Genomic DNA, 18,106 nt, shown 5'->3' with positions numbered 1-18,106 from the left:
CAGAAGGCCGCCCGCACCCAGGACAGGGTGCGGGCCTTCTGCGCTCAGGCGGCGCGGCATCCGGCTGCCCCTTGGTACGTGGCAGGGTGCGCGCTGCTGGTAACTGCCCGGGTACGCCTGTGCCCACAGGTGTCCGGACGGCCCGGGAGTCCTGGAAGTGGCTGCCCAGGGTGTGCCAGGACAGGCCGGGGTTCTCGAAGCGCAGCGCCTGCAGGCCAGCGGTGGGCGGCTCGCACCGCTGGTACTTCTCCATGGTGTAGGGCTGCTCGACCCACCGGAGCCCGCAGCGGTCACTGTCTAGGGCGCAGCGATAGTTGTCCTCGTTGAGCTCCGCCGCCTGCTACTAGCGCCTCCACACGGTCCGCCCGAGCCCCGGTATGGGAAGGTGAATTGTCCAACGACGGTGCGACGCGGGCGTCCTGTCAACCCCGTGATCCATCCCTGATCTTGCGTGGGTATCCCCGGCTTCAGCCGGGGATACCCACGCAAGATCAGGGATGGCGGATGAGCTGCTGTTTCCAGCCCTTGAGGGCTATTCACGGATCTCACGCTTCCGCTTCGCGTTCTGGTGGACGACACGGGCTGGCCGTCTCCCGGCCGGCGGAGCGGCGCTATGCCGCACGGGTCCTTCCGGGGCAGGGTTGATCGGCCCGACCCGCTCGCACACGATGTCTCCATGCGGATACTGATGCCCCTGCCCGACCAGGACTTCGACGTCACCGAGGTGGCCGTTCCCTGGCAGATGCTCACCGAGGCGGGCCATGAGGTGATCATCGCGACGGAGCGTCAGGGAACCACCCCTGCCGCCGACCCGAGGCTGCTGGACGGAGTCCTCTTCGGGAGGCTCGGCGCCGAGCCGGAGCCTAAACAGCTCTACCACCGGATGGTGGCTGACCCACGCTTTCGCGGCGTTGTGGCCTGGCAGGATCTCGTGGCCGCTGACTACGACGGTCTGCTGCTGGCCGGGGGGCATGCCCGCGGAATGCGGCAGTACCTGGGATCGGCGGTGCTGCAGCTGAAGGTCGCCGAGTTCTGGCAGCTGGGACGGCCGGTCGCGGCGATCTGCCATGGGCCGCTGGTGCTCGCCCGCGCGCAGGACCCGGCTACCAGCCGCAGTGTGCTTTACGGGCGCCGCACCACCTGTCTGCCCAAGTATCTGGAGCGATCTGCCTATTTGCTGACGGCATGGCGCCTCGGCCGCTACTACCGCACCTACCCGGCTTACGTGGAGGACGAAGTCACGGCCGTCCTCGCCTCGCCGTCCGACTTCCAGCGCGGCCCGCGCACGCTGTCACAGCGGGACACAGCCACCGATCATCGCCCGGCCTTCATCGTTGAGGACGGCAACTACCTCTCGGCCCGCTGGCCCGGCGACGCCTATCTCTTCGCCGGGCGGTTCCTCACCATGTTGGAGAAGACCGCCCGCACCTGATCACCGGCTTGCGGCCCGGCGCTCCTTGCATGCGGCCTTGCCAAGACAACCCAGCCCGACGATGACGGTTGAGCCGCTCGTGGCCGAGGACTCCGACCCGACCCGTTCTTTCTTGATCGCTAAAGCGGCCCCGCCGGGTACTTGATGGTTTCGACGACATTAGCCGTGTATCGGGCGGCGCCGTTGAGCTGGAACGCTACGACGCGGTTGGAGCAGGATCAGACGGGGTTGGAGCAGGATCAGACGGCGTTGGAGCAGGATCAACGGACCGGGCTGGTGGCCGGGGTACACCGGGAACTTAGGGCGGACCTGGCCGGCCCGCTGATGCTCGGCGATTCGACACCGACGAGCTGTTCAGGAGGCCCCGGTCGGATGCGTCGAGCACCCCACGACCACCCCATCGCGACCCTCGTTCGATCGACAAGGCCCAAGACCGGTACGACAACCGCTGGGGAAGATCTCGTACGACGAGTGAGGTGATGGAGGAGGAGCGGGGCGATCGACGGCTCGGTCCGCCGGTCCGTGGATCAGGCGTCCATGTGGAACTTGTCGATGTCCCAGTGCTGGTTGCCCCGCTCGGTGAAGACCAGGACGTTCAGCCGACCGCTGTTGAAGTTGAAGTCGCAGGTCTTGGACTTGCCCTTGCCTCCCACCTTGCACACGTGGACGCCGTCCGCGGCGGGCCCGAAGAGACTGACGGCGAAGGTGCGGCCGTCCTTCTTGAGGTCCTTGACCGTGAGAGTGTCGGTGGCCGAGTTGTACGACATGGAGCCCTGGGCGTACCGCTGGCTCACGTTGTGCGTGGCGGCCGAACTCGTGCCGGCGCCGACCGTGAAGGCGAGGCCGAGGCACACGGCGGCGGAAACGGGGGTGGCGATCAGCGCCCGACGTATGGACTTGTGCATGCGCGTTGCTCTTTCTGTTCGACGTGACCTGGAAGCAATGATCTCTCTTCGCAAATGCTAGACGCGCGGCGCGACTTGCCCGCCGGGGGGCGTCCCGATGACAGGCCTCACGCCTCCTGATCTGCCAGACCTTGCGCGGTCAGTGCTCTCCGGGCGGGGTTCGCCGTCCGAAGTCCCCAATCCGCCGGGGACTGGGGGGACTTCGGGCCTGCATCGGCCGAGCCCGACCAGTTCGGTCCAGCTCGACAGCCTGCATCCGGTTCAGCCCTCCGAGCCGGCCGTTGCCGGCATGGCCCCCGGATGGCCTCGTCCAGGATCACCTCGGATCGGCTCTGCAGCGCAGGCACACACCGACGACAGTGCATGCCGCCTGCGTGCGCGGGTGTTCACTACTAACCTCGCACTTTCACGCGGCAGGACGTCCAGTGAGTGATCAGAAACGCGGAGAGTGCTCCTGACCTGCAACGATGGGACTTGTCTAGGGTCCAGATCGTCGAGTGAAAGAAGCACTCTGCAGGTGAAGAAGCGTATCGGGTCCTACCCGCGTGTCCGTACCGAAGGCGGTGGTCGCGAGGTGGTCTCCCAGGCTGGCGGTGTGCTGCTGGTGGAGCCGATCCGCAAGACTGGTCTGGACACGGCCATATCGACAGAGCTGGCGCCATGGCGCAAGCCGCGGGCGGTGCATGATCCAGGCAAGAGCCTGCTGGACGTGGCGCTCGCGGTGGCGTTGGGCGGGGACTGTCTGGCAGACGTCGGCATGCTGCGGGCCGAGCCGACGGTGTTCGGGCCGGTCGCCTCCGATCCGACGGTCCCGGCTGATCTCCATGCTGGCAGCGGGCGGGAAGCGGGCACTGACCGCACTGCGGCAGGCACGCGCTCAAGTCCGTGAACGTGTGTGGACGTTGGCCGGTGACGCGGCACCGGACACGGCCGGGCAGGTGGTCGTGGACCTGGACGGGGTGCTGGTGATCGCGCATTCCGAGAAGCAGGATGCGGCCGCCACCAGGAAGAGGACCTTCGGGCAACATCCGCTGATGGGGTTCGTCGACCACGGCCGGGGCGGGTCCGGGGAGCCGGTGGCCGGGCTGCTCGGGCCTGGGAACGCGGGCAGCAACACTGCTGCCACAACAGTTCCCCGTGGTTTCCCGCTGGATCTGGCACGGGTGTGGCACAGGGAACTTCTGATCGGAGAGCTCTTCGCCGCAAACCCCGTCCTTTAGGGCGGGGATAGGCGATCCCTGGTTCGGAGCCGCGGAGCGGCGGAGTTCGCTGCGTTGTCAGTGGCGTGCACTGCGTTGATCACATTGGTTGAAGGGGGGTGTTCCATGCTGTCTGGTCGTAGGTACCGGCTTGAGCTGACGGCCGAGCAGGCTGGGCAGTGCGAGGAGTTCGCGAACGTGTGCCGGGCGGTGTGGAACACCGGCCTGGAGCAGCGGCGTGAGTACCGGCGCCGTGGCGCGTGGATGAACTACGTGCCCCAGGCTGCCGAGCTGGCCGCCGCCAAGCGTGAGCACGAGTGGCTGAAGGCCGCACCGTCGCATGTGCTTCAGCAGACTCTCCGTGACCTCGACAAGGCGTGCCGGGATCACGGGACGTTCAAGGTGCGGTGGCGGTCGAAGTCCCGGTGGGCGCCGTCGTTCCGATTCCCCGACCCCAAGAAGATCAGCGTGGAGCGGCTGGGGCGGAAGTGGGGTCGGGCGAAGCTGCCGAAGCTGGGGTGGGTCCGGTTCCGCTGGTCCCGCCCTCTCGGCGGTGAGGTCCGTTCCGCGACCGTGTCCCGGAAGGGCGGGCACTGGTTCGTGTCGTTCCTCGTCGACGACGGTGCGGTCACCCCCGAGCGGCACGCGATGCCGAACACGGTGGTGGGGATCGACCGCGGGGTGAAGACGGCCGCGGTCACCTCGGACGGTGACTTCCACGACCGGGAGTTCATCCGCCCTGGCGAGGCCGCCCGGTACCGCCGGCTCCAGCAGCAGCTCGCCCGCACCCGGCGCGGCAGCAGCAACCGGCGCAAGGTCATCACGGCCATGGGCCGGATCATGACCCGGGTGGCGGACCGGCGCGGGGACTTCTGCGCGCAGACCGCCGCGCAGCTCGTGCAGAAGAACGCCCTGGTCGTCCTCGAAGACCTGCGGACCCGGAACATGACCGCGTCCGCCGCCGGCACCCCCGTCGAGCCCGGGAAGCGGGTCCGGCAGAAGGCCGGGCTGAACCGGGCCATCCTCGACAAGGGATGGCACCGCCTCGAACTCGCCCTCACCAACGCCGCCCGGTACACCGGCACGCCCGTGGTGAAGGTCAATCCCGCGTACACGTCGCAGCGGTGCTCCGCCTGTGGCTTCGTGACCGAGAACAACCGCGAGAGCCAAGCGGTCTTCCGGTGCAAAGCCCCAGCCTGCGGACACCACGAGCACGCCGACGGGAACGCCGCGAAGAACATCAAGGCCGCAGGACATGCGGTCTCAGCCTGTGGAGACCTCGGCACCAGCCGGTCCGTGAAGCAGGAACCTGTAGGCCGGGCAACCGGCCGAACCCCCTCATAGGGGAATCCCCCTCCTTCAGGAGGGGGAGGAAGTCAACCTTGGCCCTATCGGACCGTCGCGTGCCTGGTCCCGGACGGGGACCAAGTCTCTCCTAGAGGGCCTGCGGCAATCCGTCAAGTCCCGAGATTCCGTGACGTGACGGGATTCGACTGTCGGGGCCCAATTGGGACGTGGATTGATGCAGGTAGATTGCCGCCCTCATTATCCAGAAAAGTTGGCTAGTCGCAGGGATAATTGACCTTAGGGTCTACCTCTGCCATGGATGTTGGAGGCTGGATGAATGCACCCCCTCCGCCCCAGTCCTGGCGCCCCGACGAGGAGGACTCCCTGATGTGGGTCCGGGGGATCCTCGACGCCCTATCCCTGCTCGCCGGGCCCATTGGGCCGCTGCTCGTCGCTGGCGGCGAATACGTCTACCGCCGCCGCCATCTCCTCTTCGGGGCCAACGGCCAGCCGCTTCAGGCTGTCGGTCTGATGGGTGACTCGCCCCCTGTCACGTACGGACGCTGGGATCACCTCGATGCTGCTGCGACACTGGGCGGGCTTGGGGGTTGGCAGCAGGTGGTATCCGTCGTCCCCCAGCTGGACTCTCCGGCGCGCCGGTCAGGGCTGCGTGATGGCGACCCGGTCTCCCTGCTTCTAGCCGGCAGCACCGGAACGGCGCAGCGTAACGGCCTGGTCATTCCGGCCTGGATCGGGCAGCGCCTCGACGTCACCGTGCCGCGTGGCGAGTACACGATCGCTGGAATGGGGGCGAGTCGCGACACATTGTTCACCGCCCGTGACCCCGTCAGGGCGGCAGGTGCGCTGCGGCTGCCGGCTGGCAACCACCCCACGGCACCGCTCGCACTCCAGCCCCGTTCGGCCCTTACGTCGCCCACGTTGAAAGTGGTGGAATGCCGCTGGTGCCATCGCCTGGTCGTGAACCCGACTGCCCACGCACTCATCTGCCCGTGCCGCCCGCTACCGTATCGCTGCGACGCCTGCGGGAAAGGCTTCACCACCGAGAACGCGCACTGCATACACCAGTTTCTGGAACATGACCGTTCCCCCATTCAGCGTGCGGAGCGGCAGGCGAGGCTCCGGGCCGAGACCGGCCAAAGCAGTTGCCCGCTCTGCGGCAGCACATACACTCTCCGTTACCTACACATGTTGATGTGCCCTGCTGCGTACCCATATGCCTGTACGGACTGCACGGCCACCTTCACCACCCACACCCAGTTGGTCGTCCATCGTCAGAGCCACCAGCCCTGGCGGCTGAGCGAGTGAGATGGCTATCGGCCGGGCCTTCTTGGAGGTCACGCAGATAGGCGGGGTGGCGGACCCCGGCAGCAAACCAGGTACAGGTCTTGGCGATCATGGACTTGCGACGCTCTGTGATCACTGGGGAGACCTGTGCCTGTACTGCCATCGTGGCTGACCGAGCCGCTGTGGGGCCAATTCGCTGCCCGGCTGCCTGAGCGGCCGGCCTACGTGCCGACCCATCCGCTGGGCTGCTACCGCCTACGCATCACCGACCGAATCGTCTTCGACAAGGTGCTGCAGCTCCTGCGCTTTGGCTGCTCCTACGAGGCGATCGCCGATACAACCTGCTTCGCCACCACGATCCGCAAGTGTCGTGACGAGTGGATTCGGCTTGGCATCTTCGCCAAACTCAAGCGGATCGCGCTGGAATCCTACGACCGGATCGTCGGGCTCGTGCTTGATCAGAGCGCTGTCGATGGCTCCATCACCAAAGCGCCCGGCGGCGGTGAGGTCGCCAGGCGCTCACCGGTCGACCGCGGCAAACAGGGTCTGAAACGCTCCGGCATGACGGATGGTTACAGAATGCCGCTCGGCCGCATGCTGGCTGGAGCAAACCGTCACGACTCGCCGCTGCTCGCTCCGACTCTGGGCCGCTTCAACAACCTGGGACCATTGCCGGACAACATCACCGTGCACTTGGACGCCGGCTACGACTCGGACAAGACCCGTGCCCTTCTCGACGAGCGCGGCCTGCACGGCCGCATCGCGCGCAAGGGTGAGAAGGCGCCGATCCAGGCAGGCCAGAGGTGGCATGTCGAAAGGACCCACGCCTGGCAGAGCGCCTTCTGCCGCCTCGCCCGCTGCTATGAGCGCCGGACGACTGTCATCGACGCCTTCTTCGACCTCGCCGACACGATCATCACCATCCGTAGCCTGATCCGATGGGCATGGACCACCCGTCGCTGGGACGGACGCCCGAACCCACGACCGTGAAGGCACGCCCATCTGGCGACCTCTCGCCGGCGTTGACAGCGAGCCGTCGTCGGTGGTCGGTGCGCCGGGCTGCGGGCCATGGGCCATGGGGGTGGAGGTGCCCCCGCCGATTGCTATCCCGGCGTGCTGTCTTCGGTCATGGCCTGGGTGCCGATGACGTTGAGGAGCCTGATCCGGTCGGCGGCGTCGCTGCCGGGAGCGGCGGTATATGTGACGATGCGCAGATCGCTGCCGGGAGCGATGAGCACGTCACAGTCGAAGGTGAGTGTGCCGACGTCGGGGTGATGGACGGTCTTGGTGTCCGACTCATGGATGCCGACGATGCCCGTGTCCCACAGGCGTGCGAAGTCGGTGCTGACACTCCGCAGGTCCTTGATCAGGGAGCGCAGGCCGGCATCGGCCGGGTAGCGGGCGGTAGCCGTCCTGAGATCGGCGACCACGGCCGCCTCGAACCGGGCCTCCTGCTCGAGGGTGTGGCTGACCCGGCTCGGCAGACCGGCGAAGTGCCGCCAGACGATGTTGCGCTCGCGTCCGCGCAGCGCGGATGCGTCTCCGAACAGAGCCGCCCACAACGGGTTCCACAGAATCAGGTTCCACGCGGCGTCATGCACGCTCAGCGGTGAGCCGTCCAGTTGGTCGAGCAGCCTTCGGACCCCCGGTGGGATGTGCGTCGACAGCTGCCCGGGGCCCGGCGCTGGCTGGCCCGCGAGGAGATACAGGTATTCGCGCTCGGCTGCCGACAGCCGCAGGGCGCGGGTCAGCGCGGACAGGACCTGCGCCGACGGGGAGGTGGCCCGCCCCTGCTCCAGGCGGATGATGTAGTCCACCGACAGACCGGCGAGCTGTGCCAGTTCTTCGCGGCGCAGCCCGGCGGTCCGACGTACTCCGCCCGAGGGCAGCCCGACCGTTTCGGGGGCGATCCGGTCCCGCCAGCCGTGCAGGGCTCTGCCCAGTTCCCTGGATTCACTCACCGTCCCAGTATCGCGTTGCCGCGCCCGGACAGCCTGGTACTGCCAGTCCACTGGCTGAGGCGGGCACTGCCTGTCCCTCCGCGGTGCGAGGAGGGTGGAGGCGTCACCACCCCACCGATCACGGAGTGAACACATGACCGTCACATTGATCACTGGAGCGAACAAGGGCCTGGGTTTCGAGACCGCCCGCCGCCTGATCGAGGCCGGGCACACCGTCTACGTCGGGGCACGCGATGCACACCGCGGCCGGGAGGCGGCTGACAGGCTCGGCGCCCACTTCGTTCAGCTCGACGTCACTGCCGAGGATTCTGTCAAGGCTGCCGCCGAATTCGTCCGCGCGGACGCCGGCCGTCTCGACGTCCTGGTCAACAACGCCGGGATCGTGGGCGCGCGCAAGCCGGTCGGCGAGGTCACCGGGGCCGACATGCTGACCACGTACGACACGAACGTCGTCGGCGCCGTGCGCGTCACGCACGCCTTCCTGCCGCTGTTGGAAGCGAGCGATGCCCCGGTCGTCGTCAACGTCGGCAGCGGTCTGGGCTCGCTGGCGGCATGCGCCGACCCCAGCCGGGTGGAGTTCCAGGTGATGGCGCTGGATTACAACTCCTCCAAGACCGCGCTGGTCATGGTCACCGCGCAGTACGCGAAGGCTTTCCCTGCCATCCGGTTCAACGCCGTCGACCCCGGCTACACCGCCACCGACCTCAACGGCCACATGGGCACGCAGACCATCGAGGAAGGCACGGAGATCATCGTCCGTATGGCCTCGATTGGCTCCGACGGCCCGACCGGTGGCTTCTTCGACAGGACCGGCCCGGTCGTCTGGTAACGCTCCGGTCGCTGATGCGCCTGCGATGGCAGCCCAGCGGGCGGGGTGGGTGGTAAGCCAGCCGTTCAGGCAACAGCGCGGCGAATTGATTCAAGAGCGGTTCGGTCAGCCACGATGTCGGGGCAGGCACAGATCTCCCCCGTGACAGCAGAGCGTCGCAACTCCCAAGGATCAACAAGATCTGCTCCTGCTTCGCCGACGGGGGGCGCCCCGTACCAAGCTGCGCGACCTCGAAGAACTCCTAACGAAATGGGGTGGCAGCTGCGCTCCTGACAGAGCGGCGATCTCCCGGTACTCGCCGATGAAGGGGCAGCCATGGGCGACATCGCTCCGAGGGAGCTCATCTCTCTCGCCGATGACGAGGGGAACAGCGTCACCGTCAATGTGCTGGGGCGCGATCCGGGATGGAGCGCCGGACTGGAGGCCGAGATCGTGGTCCAGACGCCCTTCGTGTCCGGCCGTATCGACTTGATCCTGTACTCATCGAAGCGGGAGAGCTGGGCGGATGCGCTGGACAAGCTCGACGCCGGCGAGGACGTGGCCTGGATGGAGATGAGCAACGGGCCGTCCGTCTTCATCCAGCTTGCAGGCGAGCGCGACTGCCCTGAGGTGGTCGTGGAGGACGAGTCGGGGTCCATGGTCACCGTGCGGGTGCCGCTTGTTCCTCCGGACGACTGCGCCACTGGTCGTACGCCTGGTACCTGATCCACGAGATCGTCATCCGGGTCGTGGTGGGCCGGATCGGTGACACGCCGGTGACGTGGGCGCTCGTCCTCGCCCTGAGCCTCGCCCTGTCGGCGGCCGCCTACCACTGGGTCGAGCACCCGCTGGAGCGGTGGCTGCGGCGGGTGGGGCCGGGGGTGGGTCAGGCGCCCGCGTGCAGGTACCCGGCCCAGAGCGACGGGGTGCCGGGGAACTCGTCGCGCAGCGCCAGGACCGACGTTCGGAGCGCGGCCGCGGAAAGGGCGCAGTGCAGGCCCTCGGCGTCCGACAAGGACGCGTAGAAGCCCTTCGCCACCGTCGCCGAGATCACGTCGTCCACCTCCCACAGCGTGCCCACCACATGCCGGAAACCGGCCAGTTGGAACGCGCTGGTCAGGTGGATGGCCTCGTCCAGGAGATCCGGCGCGGCGGTGTACGTCGTCCGGCAGGCCGACAGATAGGCCAGCTCGGCCCGCTCCAGCGCCACGGAGGCGACCCCGGCGACGTTCAGCGCCGTCGTCTCGTGGTCCCACAGCAGCAGTCGGCTGCGCGAGGGATCGACGGCATCGGTGACCGCATGACACGCCAGGTGGATCACCCGGGCGTCGATGAGCCCGGCCAGGACCGCCGCCCGCGTGGCCGCACCGGTGACGATCGTCGGGTCCGGCAGCACCGCCGCCACCGCGGCCGCCTCCTCCGAGGCCCCGAACAGCGGAGGGGCACCCGGGGTGGCCGGCATGGCGACGATCAGCGAGCGCCCCGGCCCGCCACCGGCCGGCCGCGGGCGCCGGGCGTGCCGCAGGGCACGGATCGTGGGCGTGTACGAGGACACGACCCGGTCCAGGACCGTACGGTCACCGCCCCCGGCGGACTCGGCGTGGTGCCCGGCGGCGTGCAGCGGCAGCGAGCCCAGCAGGCCGCCGGGGGACCACCACACACGGGGCGGCTCACCGCCGCGCCCGGAACCCGGGCCGATGCCCAACGCCAGCAGGACCGGCTCCGCGGCCACGTCCCAGAGCCACCCCAGGATGCCGCTCAGGGTCCGCTGCGCCTCCCGTTGGGCACGCCAGTCGGTCTCCGGGTCCGCGACGACGGCGAGCGTGTGGTGCCAGAGGTCGGCCTGTGAGGTCAGCTCCGCGTGCGTGAGGCGGGGCAGCGGCAGGTGCCGCACACCGCCGCTGGTGACCAGGAGGGCGTCGCAGCGTGTCTCGTCGCAGTTGAACACCACGATCGGTCCCGCTTCCGCCGTGGCGAGGAGCGCCTCGGGCTCCGGCGGCCGGGCGAACGAGGCGAAGCCTTCCAGGCCGCGGATCTCCTCGATCGTGGCCGTGAGTTCGGCGGCGGCCCGAGGGCGGTCCAGGGTCCCGTCGTCCTCGCTGTCGAGGAGGTTGCGCAGGTGTACGAAGCGGTCGGCGAGCCCGGGATGGCTCCGCCGCAGGTCCGAGATGTCACCGCGGGTGTCCAGCATCTGGCTGAGGAGGACCGTGCGCCCCTGTTCCAGGCTCTGGAGGGCGCTGCGCGCGGCGTACGGCAGGAGGGGCAGGTACGGCACGTCCGGGCGCCGCTGCTCACCCGCGTCGAGGGCCGCGGCCGCGGTGAATGTGACCAGGGCTGAGTGGTCCTTCACCGCGTGTTGCTGATCGGCCCGCGCGATCCGGCGCGGGGCGGCGAGGGGGATCAGTCCGACGGCGTACTCCAGGAGCTCGAGGGCGGCCAGCACGTCCACGGGATAGAGCGTGAGCGCGGCCGCCTGTGCCGAGCGGATGCGATGGGACGCCGCGAGGGTCTCGCTGCCGGCCGCCTTTTCGAGATCGGCGACGGCCTCCACGATGCCGAAGGGGATCACGGTCCTGCCAGTGAGCTCGCTGAACGCCCGGAACATCGAGTCCGGTTCGGTCGCCTCGGCCTGTTCCTTGTGGGCGATCCCCAGGTTGTGGTGGAACATCCCGAGGGCGGCGTGGTCGGGCGGTGCGAGGTCGACGACGCGCCGGCACAGGGCGACGAGGTCGTCCACATCGACCCGTTCGGGATTTCGCCGCCGCTCCTCCAGGAGTGCGCCCACCAGAGAGGTGAGCGTCGGCAGCGCGACCGGATCGTTCGCCGGTACCGCGTCGGCGGCGCGCTGTGCGTACACGAGGGCCTCGTCCAGATCGGCCGGTCCGCCGCTGTGGCCATAACGGCACAGGAGCGCGCTGCTGAGCCCCGACAGCACGATCGGCGCCTCGGATTCGTCCGGTTCGCACGACTCCACCGCGCGCCGCAGCAGGTCCACGGCCTCGTCCAGTTGTGTGGAGTCACGTGTGCGGTCGAAGAGCTCCTTGAGCGCGAACCCGAGCCCGTGCAGCTCCCGGGTCCTGATGGCAGCGGCAGTGGCGTGCAGCCGCCGCAGCGTCCGCACGGCGTCGTTCAGGTCGTCGAGGCTGCCGGTGCGGGCGCCCCGTTCGGCCAGGGCCGTGCCGAGGAGGCACAGGGCGTCCACCCCGACGGGGCCGTGGAGCTGGTCCTCACCCACGGCCCGCACGGCCTCGCGGGCGCGGTCGACCGCCTCGTCCAACGCGGCCAGGTCCCCGGTGTGCTGGTAGAGGTAGACGAGCGACATGCCGAGCTGCACCAGCACACCGGGGCGTGCGGGATGGACGTCCGGGGCCGCCCCGAGCGCCTCGCGGCAGGCGGCGACCGCCTCCCGGAGTGCGTCGAGCCCCTGGCCCGCGCGGTACCGGGCGCGGTGCACCTGGGCGGCCAGCCAGCCGAACAACAGCACGCCGTCGGCCGAGGACACCTCGCGGACGGCGGCCGAACCCAGAAGCTCAGCGGCCTCGTCGAGGTCCTCGGGCCGGCGCGCGAGGACGTACCGGAACCACAGGGCCCGGGGGAGCGCCCGGGTCAGGACGGCCCGGGGGTGGGGCGACGCCTGGTGGCCGTCCCGGTCGGCCAGTCCGGCACGGATCACCGTGACGGCCCGCTCCACGTCGTCGGCGGTCGGCTGCCGCTCGATGCGCTCCAGGAGAGCGATGGCCAGTTTGCGGAGAAGGTCCCAGCGGAGGGTGATGTCGTCGTCCGGGATGAGGGCCAGCGCCTGCTCGTGGGCGTCGACCACGACGTCCAGATCGTCCGGCCGTTGATCGTGCTGGTACCGCAGCCAGTAGGCGTTGGCCCGCCTCATCGTCACGTACGCACGTTCGTGCACCGTGTATGTGTCTGGCACCTCGCGCTGAAGCGCCGTCCACTGCCGGATCGCCTCGTCCAGGTCCGCCCTGTCGGCGCCCGTCGTGAAGCGCTTCTCCAGGCCTTCCGCGACCGCCTCCCGCGCGTACGAGCGCAACTCGGGGAAGTCCAGGACCGCGCGGCCCGCCGCCAGCACGTCGTCCCACCGGTGTTCCGCCCGCGCACGAAGGACCCGGTCGCGCAGCAACGAGGCGAGCATCCCCATGAGACCGTCCCGGTCAGCGGTGGTGAGGGCCTCCCGCAACGCGAGGACGCACGCCTCGAACGCGGTGCGCAGGTCGTTAGCGGACCCGGTGAGCCCGTGGCGACGGGCCAGGGCGATGGCGATGTTGCCCCGGACGCCCGGCCCGCTCGGGTGGCCGGCCGGCGTGACCCGCGCGGCCCGGCTCAGGAGGCCGATGGCCTGTAACAAAGCATTGACGTCGCCCAGGACGTCGTACCGCGTGTACAGCACCGTTCCCAAGCCGCCCAGATGGACGCCGTACTGGTCGTTGTCCGGGTCGGCGTGCTCCAGCAGGAACCAGCACCATGCGGCGAGCTCGGACAGGTTCTCCCCGACGTCGCCCTCGCCGGATAGGGCCTGGGCGAGCCGGGTGTCCACGTGCGTGCTGTGCGCGTCCGCGATCTCCGTCCTGAGACCGTCGGGGATGAGGAACATCCGGTCGGGGAAGAAGTGCGGAGCCAGCATGCGCACCGCGTCGTCGAGATCGGACTGCGCGCCGTGCCGTTCGTACCGGTGCCAGTACAGATGGCCGAGGACGGCCGTGACCTGCTCGTCCGTGGGATCGTCGGCGACCAGCCGCGCCAGGTCGGCCATCAAGGCGGGGTCCGGGTCGGGGGAGGGCCCCGCCCACAGCGTCTGCAGGGCCCGCACGGCCCGCGCCAGCAGCTCGCCACGTGATTCCCGGCCAGGTTCGCCCACCACAGTCGCCCCCCAACTACCTTCCACCGCCGCCCCGTTCATGCATGATGCCCTGAAAGCACCAGTGCGCGGAGGGAGTCGGGATGACGGAGGAAGAATCGACCGCAAGGGTCAGACGGGGCCTGTCGTACGTCTGCGAACACCTCGACGCGCTGCGCGAACACCTGGCCGAACTGGGCCGGACCGAGGAACTCGACCGGTTGAAGCGAGCCGTCGTCGACGGGAACGAGGACCCTGCGACGCCGCTCGACGCCATCGACCGGATCGTTCGCGCGGACGGCGACGCGCGCGGCGCCTACGGGGCGAGCGCCCGCACGGTCCCCGAGCCCGGGCCCGTCGGCGTGGGGCCCGCCGCCGAAGCCGATGTCGCCTTCCTCTGCCCCCTGGGCGCCTGCGCACGCGTGGAGTGGGCGGAGCCCACGATGCGGGAGGCCCCGCGCTGCCGGATGGGCGGGGTTCCGCTGCGCTGGGTCAAGGGCTGAGATGGGCGGCCTGCTGACGGAGCTGGGCAAACGCCTGGCGGAGCGGTGGATGTCCCTGCTGGTGCTCCCGGGCGCGCTGTTCCTGGCCGCCGCCTTCGCCGCCCGGACGCTCGGCCACGCCCACGCCGTCGACCTGGACCTCCTGGTCGGCGAGGCACAGGCGTGGCGCCCGGCGCCCGGTGCGGGAGCCGGAGCACGGCTCGCGGTGCTCCTGCTGGTCGTGGCGCTGCTGGCCGCCGCCGTGGGCCTCGTGGCCCAGACGCTCGGCTCACTCGTGGAGCGCCTGTGGTTCGCGGCCGACTGGGGCTCCTGGCCCCGGCCGCTGCGTGCCCTCGCGCGGTGGCGGGTGGCCAGGCGCCGGCAGCGGCGCGCCGGTGCCGTGGCCGCGTACGAGCGGGAGCGGCGGCGTTCCGGTGAGCTGCTGGCCTCCGGCACGCCCGGCGGCGGGACGGACCTGGGGCCGGCCCGGCTCGCCGTGGCCCGCGTCTCGCCCGAGGAGCCCCATCGGCCCACCTGGTCCGGTGACCGGATGCACGCGGTCACCCTGCGCCTCGCCCGCGACCTGGACCTGGACCTGGCCACGGTGTGGCCCGCCTTGTGGCAGTTCCTCCCGGACGCCCCGCGCCAGCAGATCGAAACGGCCCGCGAAGCCCTCGACCGGGCCACCACCCTGGTGGCCTGGGCGGTCCTGTACGCGGTCCTCGCGGTCTGGTGGTGGCCCGCACTGCCGCTGGCCGTCGCCACGTACGTCACCGCCCGGCTCCGTATTCGCAGCGGTGTGGACGCCTACGCGGCCCTCATCGAGGCGTCGGTCCACGTGTACGTCGCCGAACTGGCCGAGCGCCTGCACGTGCCCGCCCAGGGGGTCGTAGGCAGGCGCACGGGCTGGGAGGTCACCTGCCTGCTGCAGGGCAAGCGTCACCTCATCGACCTGACGGCCCACGAACCCCAGTAGTCAGCGCCGGCCAGGCGGCGGGGGAGACGGCGGACCGCCCTGCCCGTACGAGGTGTCCTCCGGACGACTGGATTGCTGACCACGGGCAGCGTTTGCAGCAGGTGATGGATTACTGGGTTCCGATGCTGTCAGCGTAGAGAGACAAGCCGTCGCCAGCGGATGAGTGCGCATCCCAGGGTGAGGAAGGCTTCGTGGATGTCGTCGCGGATCTCCCAGCGGATCCGCAGACGGCGGAACCAGTGCAGGTGGGCGAAGGCTCGCTCGACCACCCAGCGTTGAGTGCCGAGTCCGGAGCCGTGTTCGGTGCCGCGTCGTGCGATCAGTGGCTTCATGCCGAGCGCGCGGACGAGGCGGCGGTACTTGTCGTGGTCGTAGCCGCGGTCGCCGAGCACGATGTCGGGGCGGCGCCGGGGTGCCGTGCGCGATCATGGAGTTCATGTCGGCGACCTGCTTCGCCGCCGAACCCGCCGCGTCCGTGTAGACGAGTTGGTAGCCGAGCTTGGCGGCCTCATCCTGCATGCTCTTGGTCTGCGCGATGCGCCAGGGGTTGTTGCTCTCGGTCTGCGCGAAGCCGACCTTGTACTTGTCCTTCCTGGCCAGCGGGGGCAGCTCACTCATCGGTTCCTTCTTTCCCTCGGCGTTCGCAACGTCAAAGGAAGAATGGGACATGATCGACTCCAGCGGGACCGAGGTTGCCGTAGTCGGCGTGGTGTGCGAAAGACTCGCTGGCGATCACGCGTGGGCCGGACGGCCGAGTGAAGACGCCCGCTTCAGCCCGTGATCGGCCGGACAAGTCCTAGCTGGTGAGCGCGTGATCATCTGTCGCCAATAGCAGGCTTCTATTGCTTGTCGCCTCTCTGCCATCGGCGGGTGGGTACTGCGCGGAGGCACGGTGGGAGGCATGAATGACAGGCCGACCACACCGGTCGCACAACCCTGAGGAGACATTCATGAGCCAGCCCACCCACCTGGACATCGAGTTCGCGGCGCCCGACGGCGTGACCTTGCGCGGGGCGCTGTACGTTCCCGACCGGCCCGGCCGACACCCGGCGATCACCATGGCCCACGGGTACGGCGCGGTGAAGGAATGGCGCTGCTCCGCCTCGCCGCCACGTTCGCCGGGGCCGGATTCGTCGCCCTGGACCACGACCACCGCACCTTCGGCGCCAGCGACGGCACCCCCCGGCAGGACATCGCCCCCTGGAAGCAGATCGAGGACTGGCGGCGCGCCATCGCCTACCTGGAATCGCGCCCCGAAGTCGACGCCGACCGGATCGGACTGTGGGGATCCAGCTATGCCGGCGGGCACGCGATCGTGCTCGGCGCCACGGACCGCCGTCTGAAGGCCGTCGTGGCCCAGGTGCCGACCATCAGCGGCTTCGAGCAGTCCCGGCGCCGCGTCGCCCCCGACGACGTCCCTGCCCTGGAGGCCGCCCTCGACGCCGACGAACGCGCCCAGCTGGCCGGCGAGGCGCCGCGCACCCAGGCCCTGGCCAGCGCCGACCCGGCCGTCCCCGCCTCCTACCGCGCCCAGGATGCCGTCGACTTCTACCTCCAGGAACTCCCCGAAGGAACACGCTGGGACAACACCGTCACCGTCCGCTCCACCCGCAACGCGCGCATGTACGAACCGGGCGTCTTCATCGACCGTATCTCCCCCCACCCCGCTGCTGATGATCGTCGGGAAGCAGGACACCGTCACCCTCACCGACACCGCACTCGTCGCCTACAACCGAGCGCTGCAACCAAAGGAGCTGGTGATGCTCCCCGGCGGGCACTTCGCCCCGTACACCACCGAGTTCGCCCGCGCCTCGGCTGCGGCCACCGACTTCTTCCGCAGCCACCTGGCACCAAGCGGAGACTAGTCCGCCATTACCCTCAGCTTCAGAGCGTGCCGGAGGAATGTGCGCGGCCAACGTTGCCGCACTTTCGTCGGTAGGCGACTTGCGCCAAGCCCGCCACGGGCCGCGTCGGCCGCACACGGGCGGGAAGGACGGTCCGTCAGGCTGGGGGGACGGGCAGCAGCCGGTAGGCGTCCCCCTGTGTGATCACGCGGCCGCCGGTAGGCGGTGCGAAGTGCGTGCCCAGGACGAGGGTGTCCGTACCGGCCAGAGAGCCGAGCAGCTCGCGGCGCGTGACCTCGGACTGCCGAGGGTCGATGTCGACGCAGGCGCCGATGGCGGGATGGGCCAGCTGGATCGGATGGTGGATGCAGTCGCCGGTGATCAGCGCCGTCTCACCCCCGCTGGTCAGCTCGACGGCGACGTGACCGGGAGTGTGGCCTGGCGTGGGCGCAAGACGCAGGCCCGGGGCGATTTCCACGCCCTCCGCCGGGACGTCGACGAGGTCCAGCAGACCAGCCTGCTCGACCGGGATCACGGAGTCGCGGAACATCTGCTCGCGCGCCACGTCCATGTCGTACGTGGTCCAGAACTCCCGCTCGGTGCGGGAGGTGAGGTAGCGGGCGCTAGGGAAGGCGGGGGTCCACTCGCCGTTGACGTCCTGGGTGTTCCAGCCGACGTGGTCGGCGTGCAGGTGGGTGAGGACGACCAGGTCCACGGAGTCCGGGGGGAATCCGCCGGCGGTGAGGCGCTCCAGGAAGTCGGTCTGCAGGTTGTGCCAGGCCGGGTTGGCGCGCTCCTTGCCGTTACCGATGCCGGTGTCGACGAGCACACGCTGCCCGTCCACGACGAACGCGAAGCTGTGGCTGTCGAGGCGCAGGATGTTCTCGTGGTCGGCGAAGTGGGGCTGCAGCCAGTCCTGGCCGGCCACCACCTCGGGAGTGGCGTCGGGTAGCAGCCAGGGTCCGGTCGCGGGCGGCAGAACAACCTCGTCGACGCGGTGGACGGTGACGTCGCCGACGGTCCAGGAGGGGGCAGTGGCTGCGGGGGAAGTCCGCATA

Annotated in this window: 13 protein-coding genes and 3 pseudogenes; 10 read left to right on the top strand and 6 right to left on the bottom strand. The window is 69.6% G+C overall.

Annotated features, from left to right (window positions below; all coding sequences use genetic code 11):
* The first annotated feature begins 676 nt into the window (after positions 1 to 676).
* Positions 677 to 1,432, top strand: a complete 756-nt coding sequence (locus ABZ471_RS37445; RefSeq protein WP_359072945.1) for a type 1 glutamine amidotransferase domain-containing protein — start codon at positions 677 to 679, stop codon at positions 1,430 to 1,432.
* A 527-nt stretch (positions 1,433 to 1,959) separates the two neighbouring features.
* Here the strand turns inward: ABZ471_RS37445 and ABZ471_RS37440 are convergent.
* Positions 1,960 to 2,337, bottom strand: a complete 378-nt coding sequence (locus ABZ471_RS37440; RefSeq protein WP_359072943.1) for a hypothetical protein — start codon at positions 2,335 to 2,337, stop codon at positions 1,960 to 1,962.
* A 517-nt stretch (positions 2,338 to 2,854) separates the two neighbouring features.
* Between ABZ471_RS37440 and ABZ471_RS37435 the strand changes: the two are divergent.
* The 4 genes and pseudogenes from ABZ471_RS37435 to ABZ471_RS37420 form a co-directional block, all read left to right on the top strand.
* Positions 2,855 to 3,461, top strand: a pseudogene (locus ABZ471_RS37435) (transposase); the annotation flags it as partial.
* 201 nt (positions 3,462 to 3,662) lie between these two features.
* Positions 3,663 to 4,880 (top strand): transposase, encoded by a 1,218-nt coding sequence (locus ABZ471_RS37430; protein ID WP_359072941.1) that lies wholly within the window; start codon positions 3,663 to 3,665, stop codon positions 4,878 to 4,880.
* 330 nt (positions 4,881 to 5,210) lie between these two features.
* Positions 5,211 to 6,149: a hypothetical protein gene (locus tag ABZ471_RS37425; protein ID WP_359072939.1), complete on the top strand. Its 939-nt coding sequence runs from the start codon at positions 5,211 to 5,213 to the stop codon at positions 6,147 to 6,149.
* 126 nt (positions 6,150 to 6,275) lie between these two features.
* Entirely contained in the window at positions 6,276 to 7,118 is an 843-nt protein-coding gene (locus ABZ471_RS37420; RefSeq protein ID WP_359072938.1) for an IS5 family transposase, read from the top strand.
* Positions 7,119 to 7,231: 113 nt separating this feature from the next.
* Here ABZ471_RS37420 and ABZ471_RS37415 read toward each other — a convergent pair whose 3' ends face one another.
* Positions 7,232 to 8,089 carry a helix-turn-helix transcriptional regulator gene (locus tag ABZ471_RS37415; RefSeq protein ID WP_359072937.1) on the bottom strand — a complete coding sequence of 286 codons (858 nt, stop codon included), beginning with the start codon at positions 8,087 to 8,089 and terminating at the stop codon, positions 7,232 to 7,234.
* A gap of 133 nt (positions 8,090 to 8,222) precedes the next feature.
* Between ABZ471_RS37415 and ABZ471_RS37410 the strand changes: the two genes are divergently transcribed.
* The gene (locus tag ABZ471_RS37410) at positions 8,223 to 8,918 is read left to right on the top strand and encodes an SDR family NAD(P)-dependent oxidoreductase (RefSeq protein WP_359072935.1); all 696 of its coding nucleotides are present in this window, start codon (positions 8,223 to 8,225) and stop codon (positions 8,916 to 8,918) included.
* Between the two features lie 4 nt (positions 8,919 to 8,922).
* Here the strand turns inward: ABZ471_RS37410 and ABZ471_RS37405 are convergent.
* A pseudogene (locus ABZ471_RS37405) lies at positions 8,923 to 9,048 on the bottom strand (IS5/IS1182 family transposase); the annotation flags it as partial.
* Between the two features lie 185 nt (positions 9,049 to 9,233).
* Here ABZ471_RS37405 and ABZ471_RS37400 point away from each other — a divergent pair.
* On the top strand, positions 9,234 to 9,623 hold the full coding sequence (locus ABZ471_RS37400) for a DUF5959 family protein (RefSeq protein WP_359072934.1): 390 nt from the start codon (positions 9,234 to 9,236) through the stop codon (positions 9,621 to 9,623).
* Between the two features lie 160 nt (positions 9,624 to 9,783).
* Here the strand turns inward: ABZ471_RS37400 and ABZ471_RS37395 are convergent, their stop codons facing one another.
* Positions 9,784 to 13,770 carry a CHAT domain-containing protein gene (locus ABZ471_RS37395; protein WP_359072933.1) on the bottom strand — a complete coding sequence of 1,329 codons (3,987 nt, stop codon included), beginning with the start codon at positions 13,768 to 13,770 and terminating at the stop codon, positions 9,784 to 9,786.
* Positions 13,771 to 13,850: 80 nt separating this feature from the next.
* Between ABZ471_RS37395 and ABZ471_RS37390 the strand changes: the two genes are divergently transcribed.
* Together ABZ471_RS37390 and ABZ471_RS37385 are read left to right on the top strand one after the other, a co-directional pair.
* Positions 13,851 to 14,249, top strand: coding sequence for a hypothetical protein (locus ABZ471_RS37390; RefSeq protein ID WP_359072931.1), 399 nt, complete (start codon positions 13,851 to 13,853; stop codon positions 14,247 to 14,249).
* Between the two features lies 1 nt (position 14,250).
* Positions 14,251 to 15,204 carry a hypothetical protein gene (locus ABZ471_RS37385; protein ID WP_359072930.1) on the top strand — a complete coding sequence of 318 codons (954 nt, stop codon included), beginning with the start codon at positions 14,251 to 14,253 and terminating at the stop codon, positions 15,202 to 15,204.
* A 128-nt stretch (positions 15,205 to 15,332) separates the two neighbouring features.
* On the opposite strand, the pseudogene ABZ471_RS37380 reads toward ABZ471_RS37385, so the two are convergent.
* Positions 15,333 to 15,617: pseudogene (locus ABZ471_RS37380) on the bottom strand (transposase); the annotation flags it as partial.
* A gap of 674 nt (positions 15,618 to 16,291) precedes the next feature.
* On the opposite strand from ABZ471_RS37380, the gene ABZ471_RS37375 reads away from it, so the two are divergent.
* Positions 16,292 to 17,143: a CocE/NonD family hydrolase gene (locus ABZ471_RS37375; protein ID WP_359072929.1), complete on the top strand. Its 852-nt coding sequence runs from the start codon at positions 16,292 to 16,294 to the stop codon at positions 17,141 to 17,143.
* A gap of 62 nt (positions 17,144 to 17,205) precedes the next feature.
* Here ABZ471_RS37375 and ABZ471_RS37370 read toward each other — a convergent pair whose 3' ends face one another.
* Positions 17,206 to 18,105, bottom strand: coding sequence for an MBL fold metallo-hydrolase (locus ABZ471_RS37370; RefSeq protein ID WP_359072927.1), 900 nt, complete (start codon positions 18,103 to 18,105; stop codon positions 17,206 to 17,208).
* Position 18,106: the final 1 nt, after the last annotated feature.

Origin of the sequence: Streptomyces sp. NPDC005728 (assembly GCF_040630895.1) — a bacterium.
In the GTDB taxonomy this organism is placed as follows: Bacteria; Actinomycetota; Actinomycetes; order Streptomycetales; family Streptomycetaceae; genus Streptomyces.
Note: the sequence above shows the minus strand (reverse complement) of the source record. Positions and strands in the feature narration are given on the sequence as shown.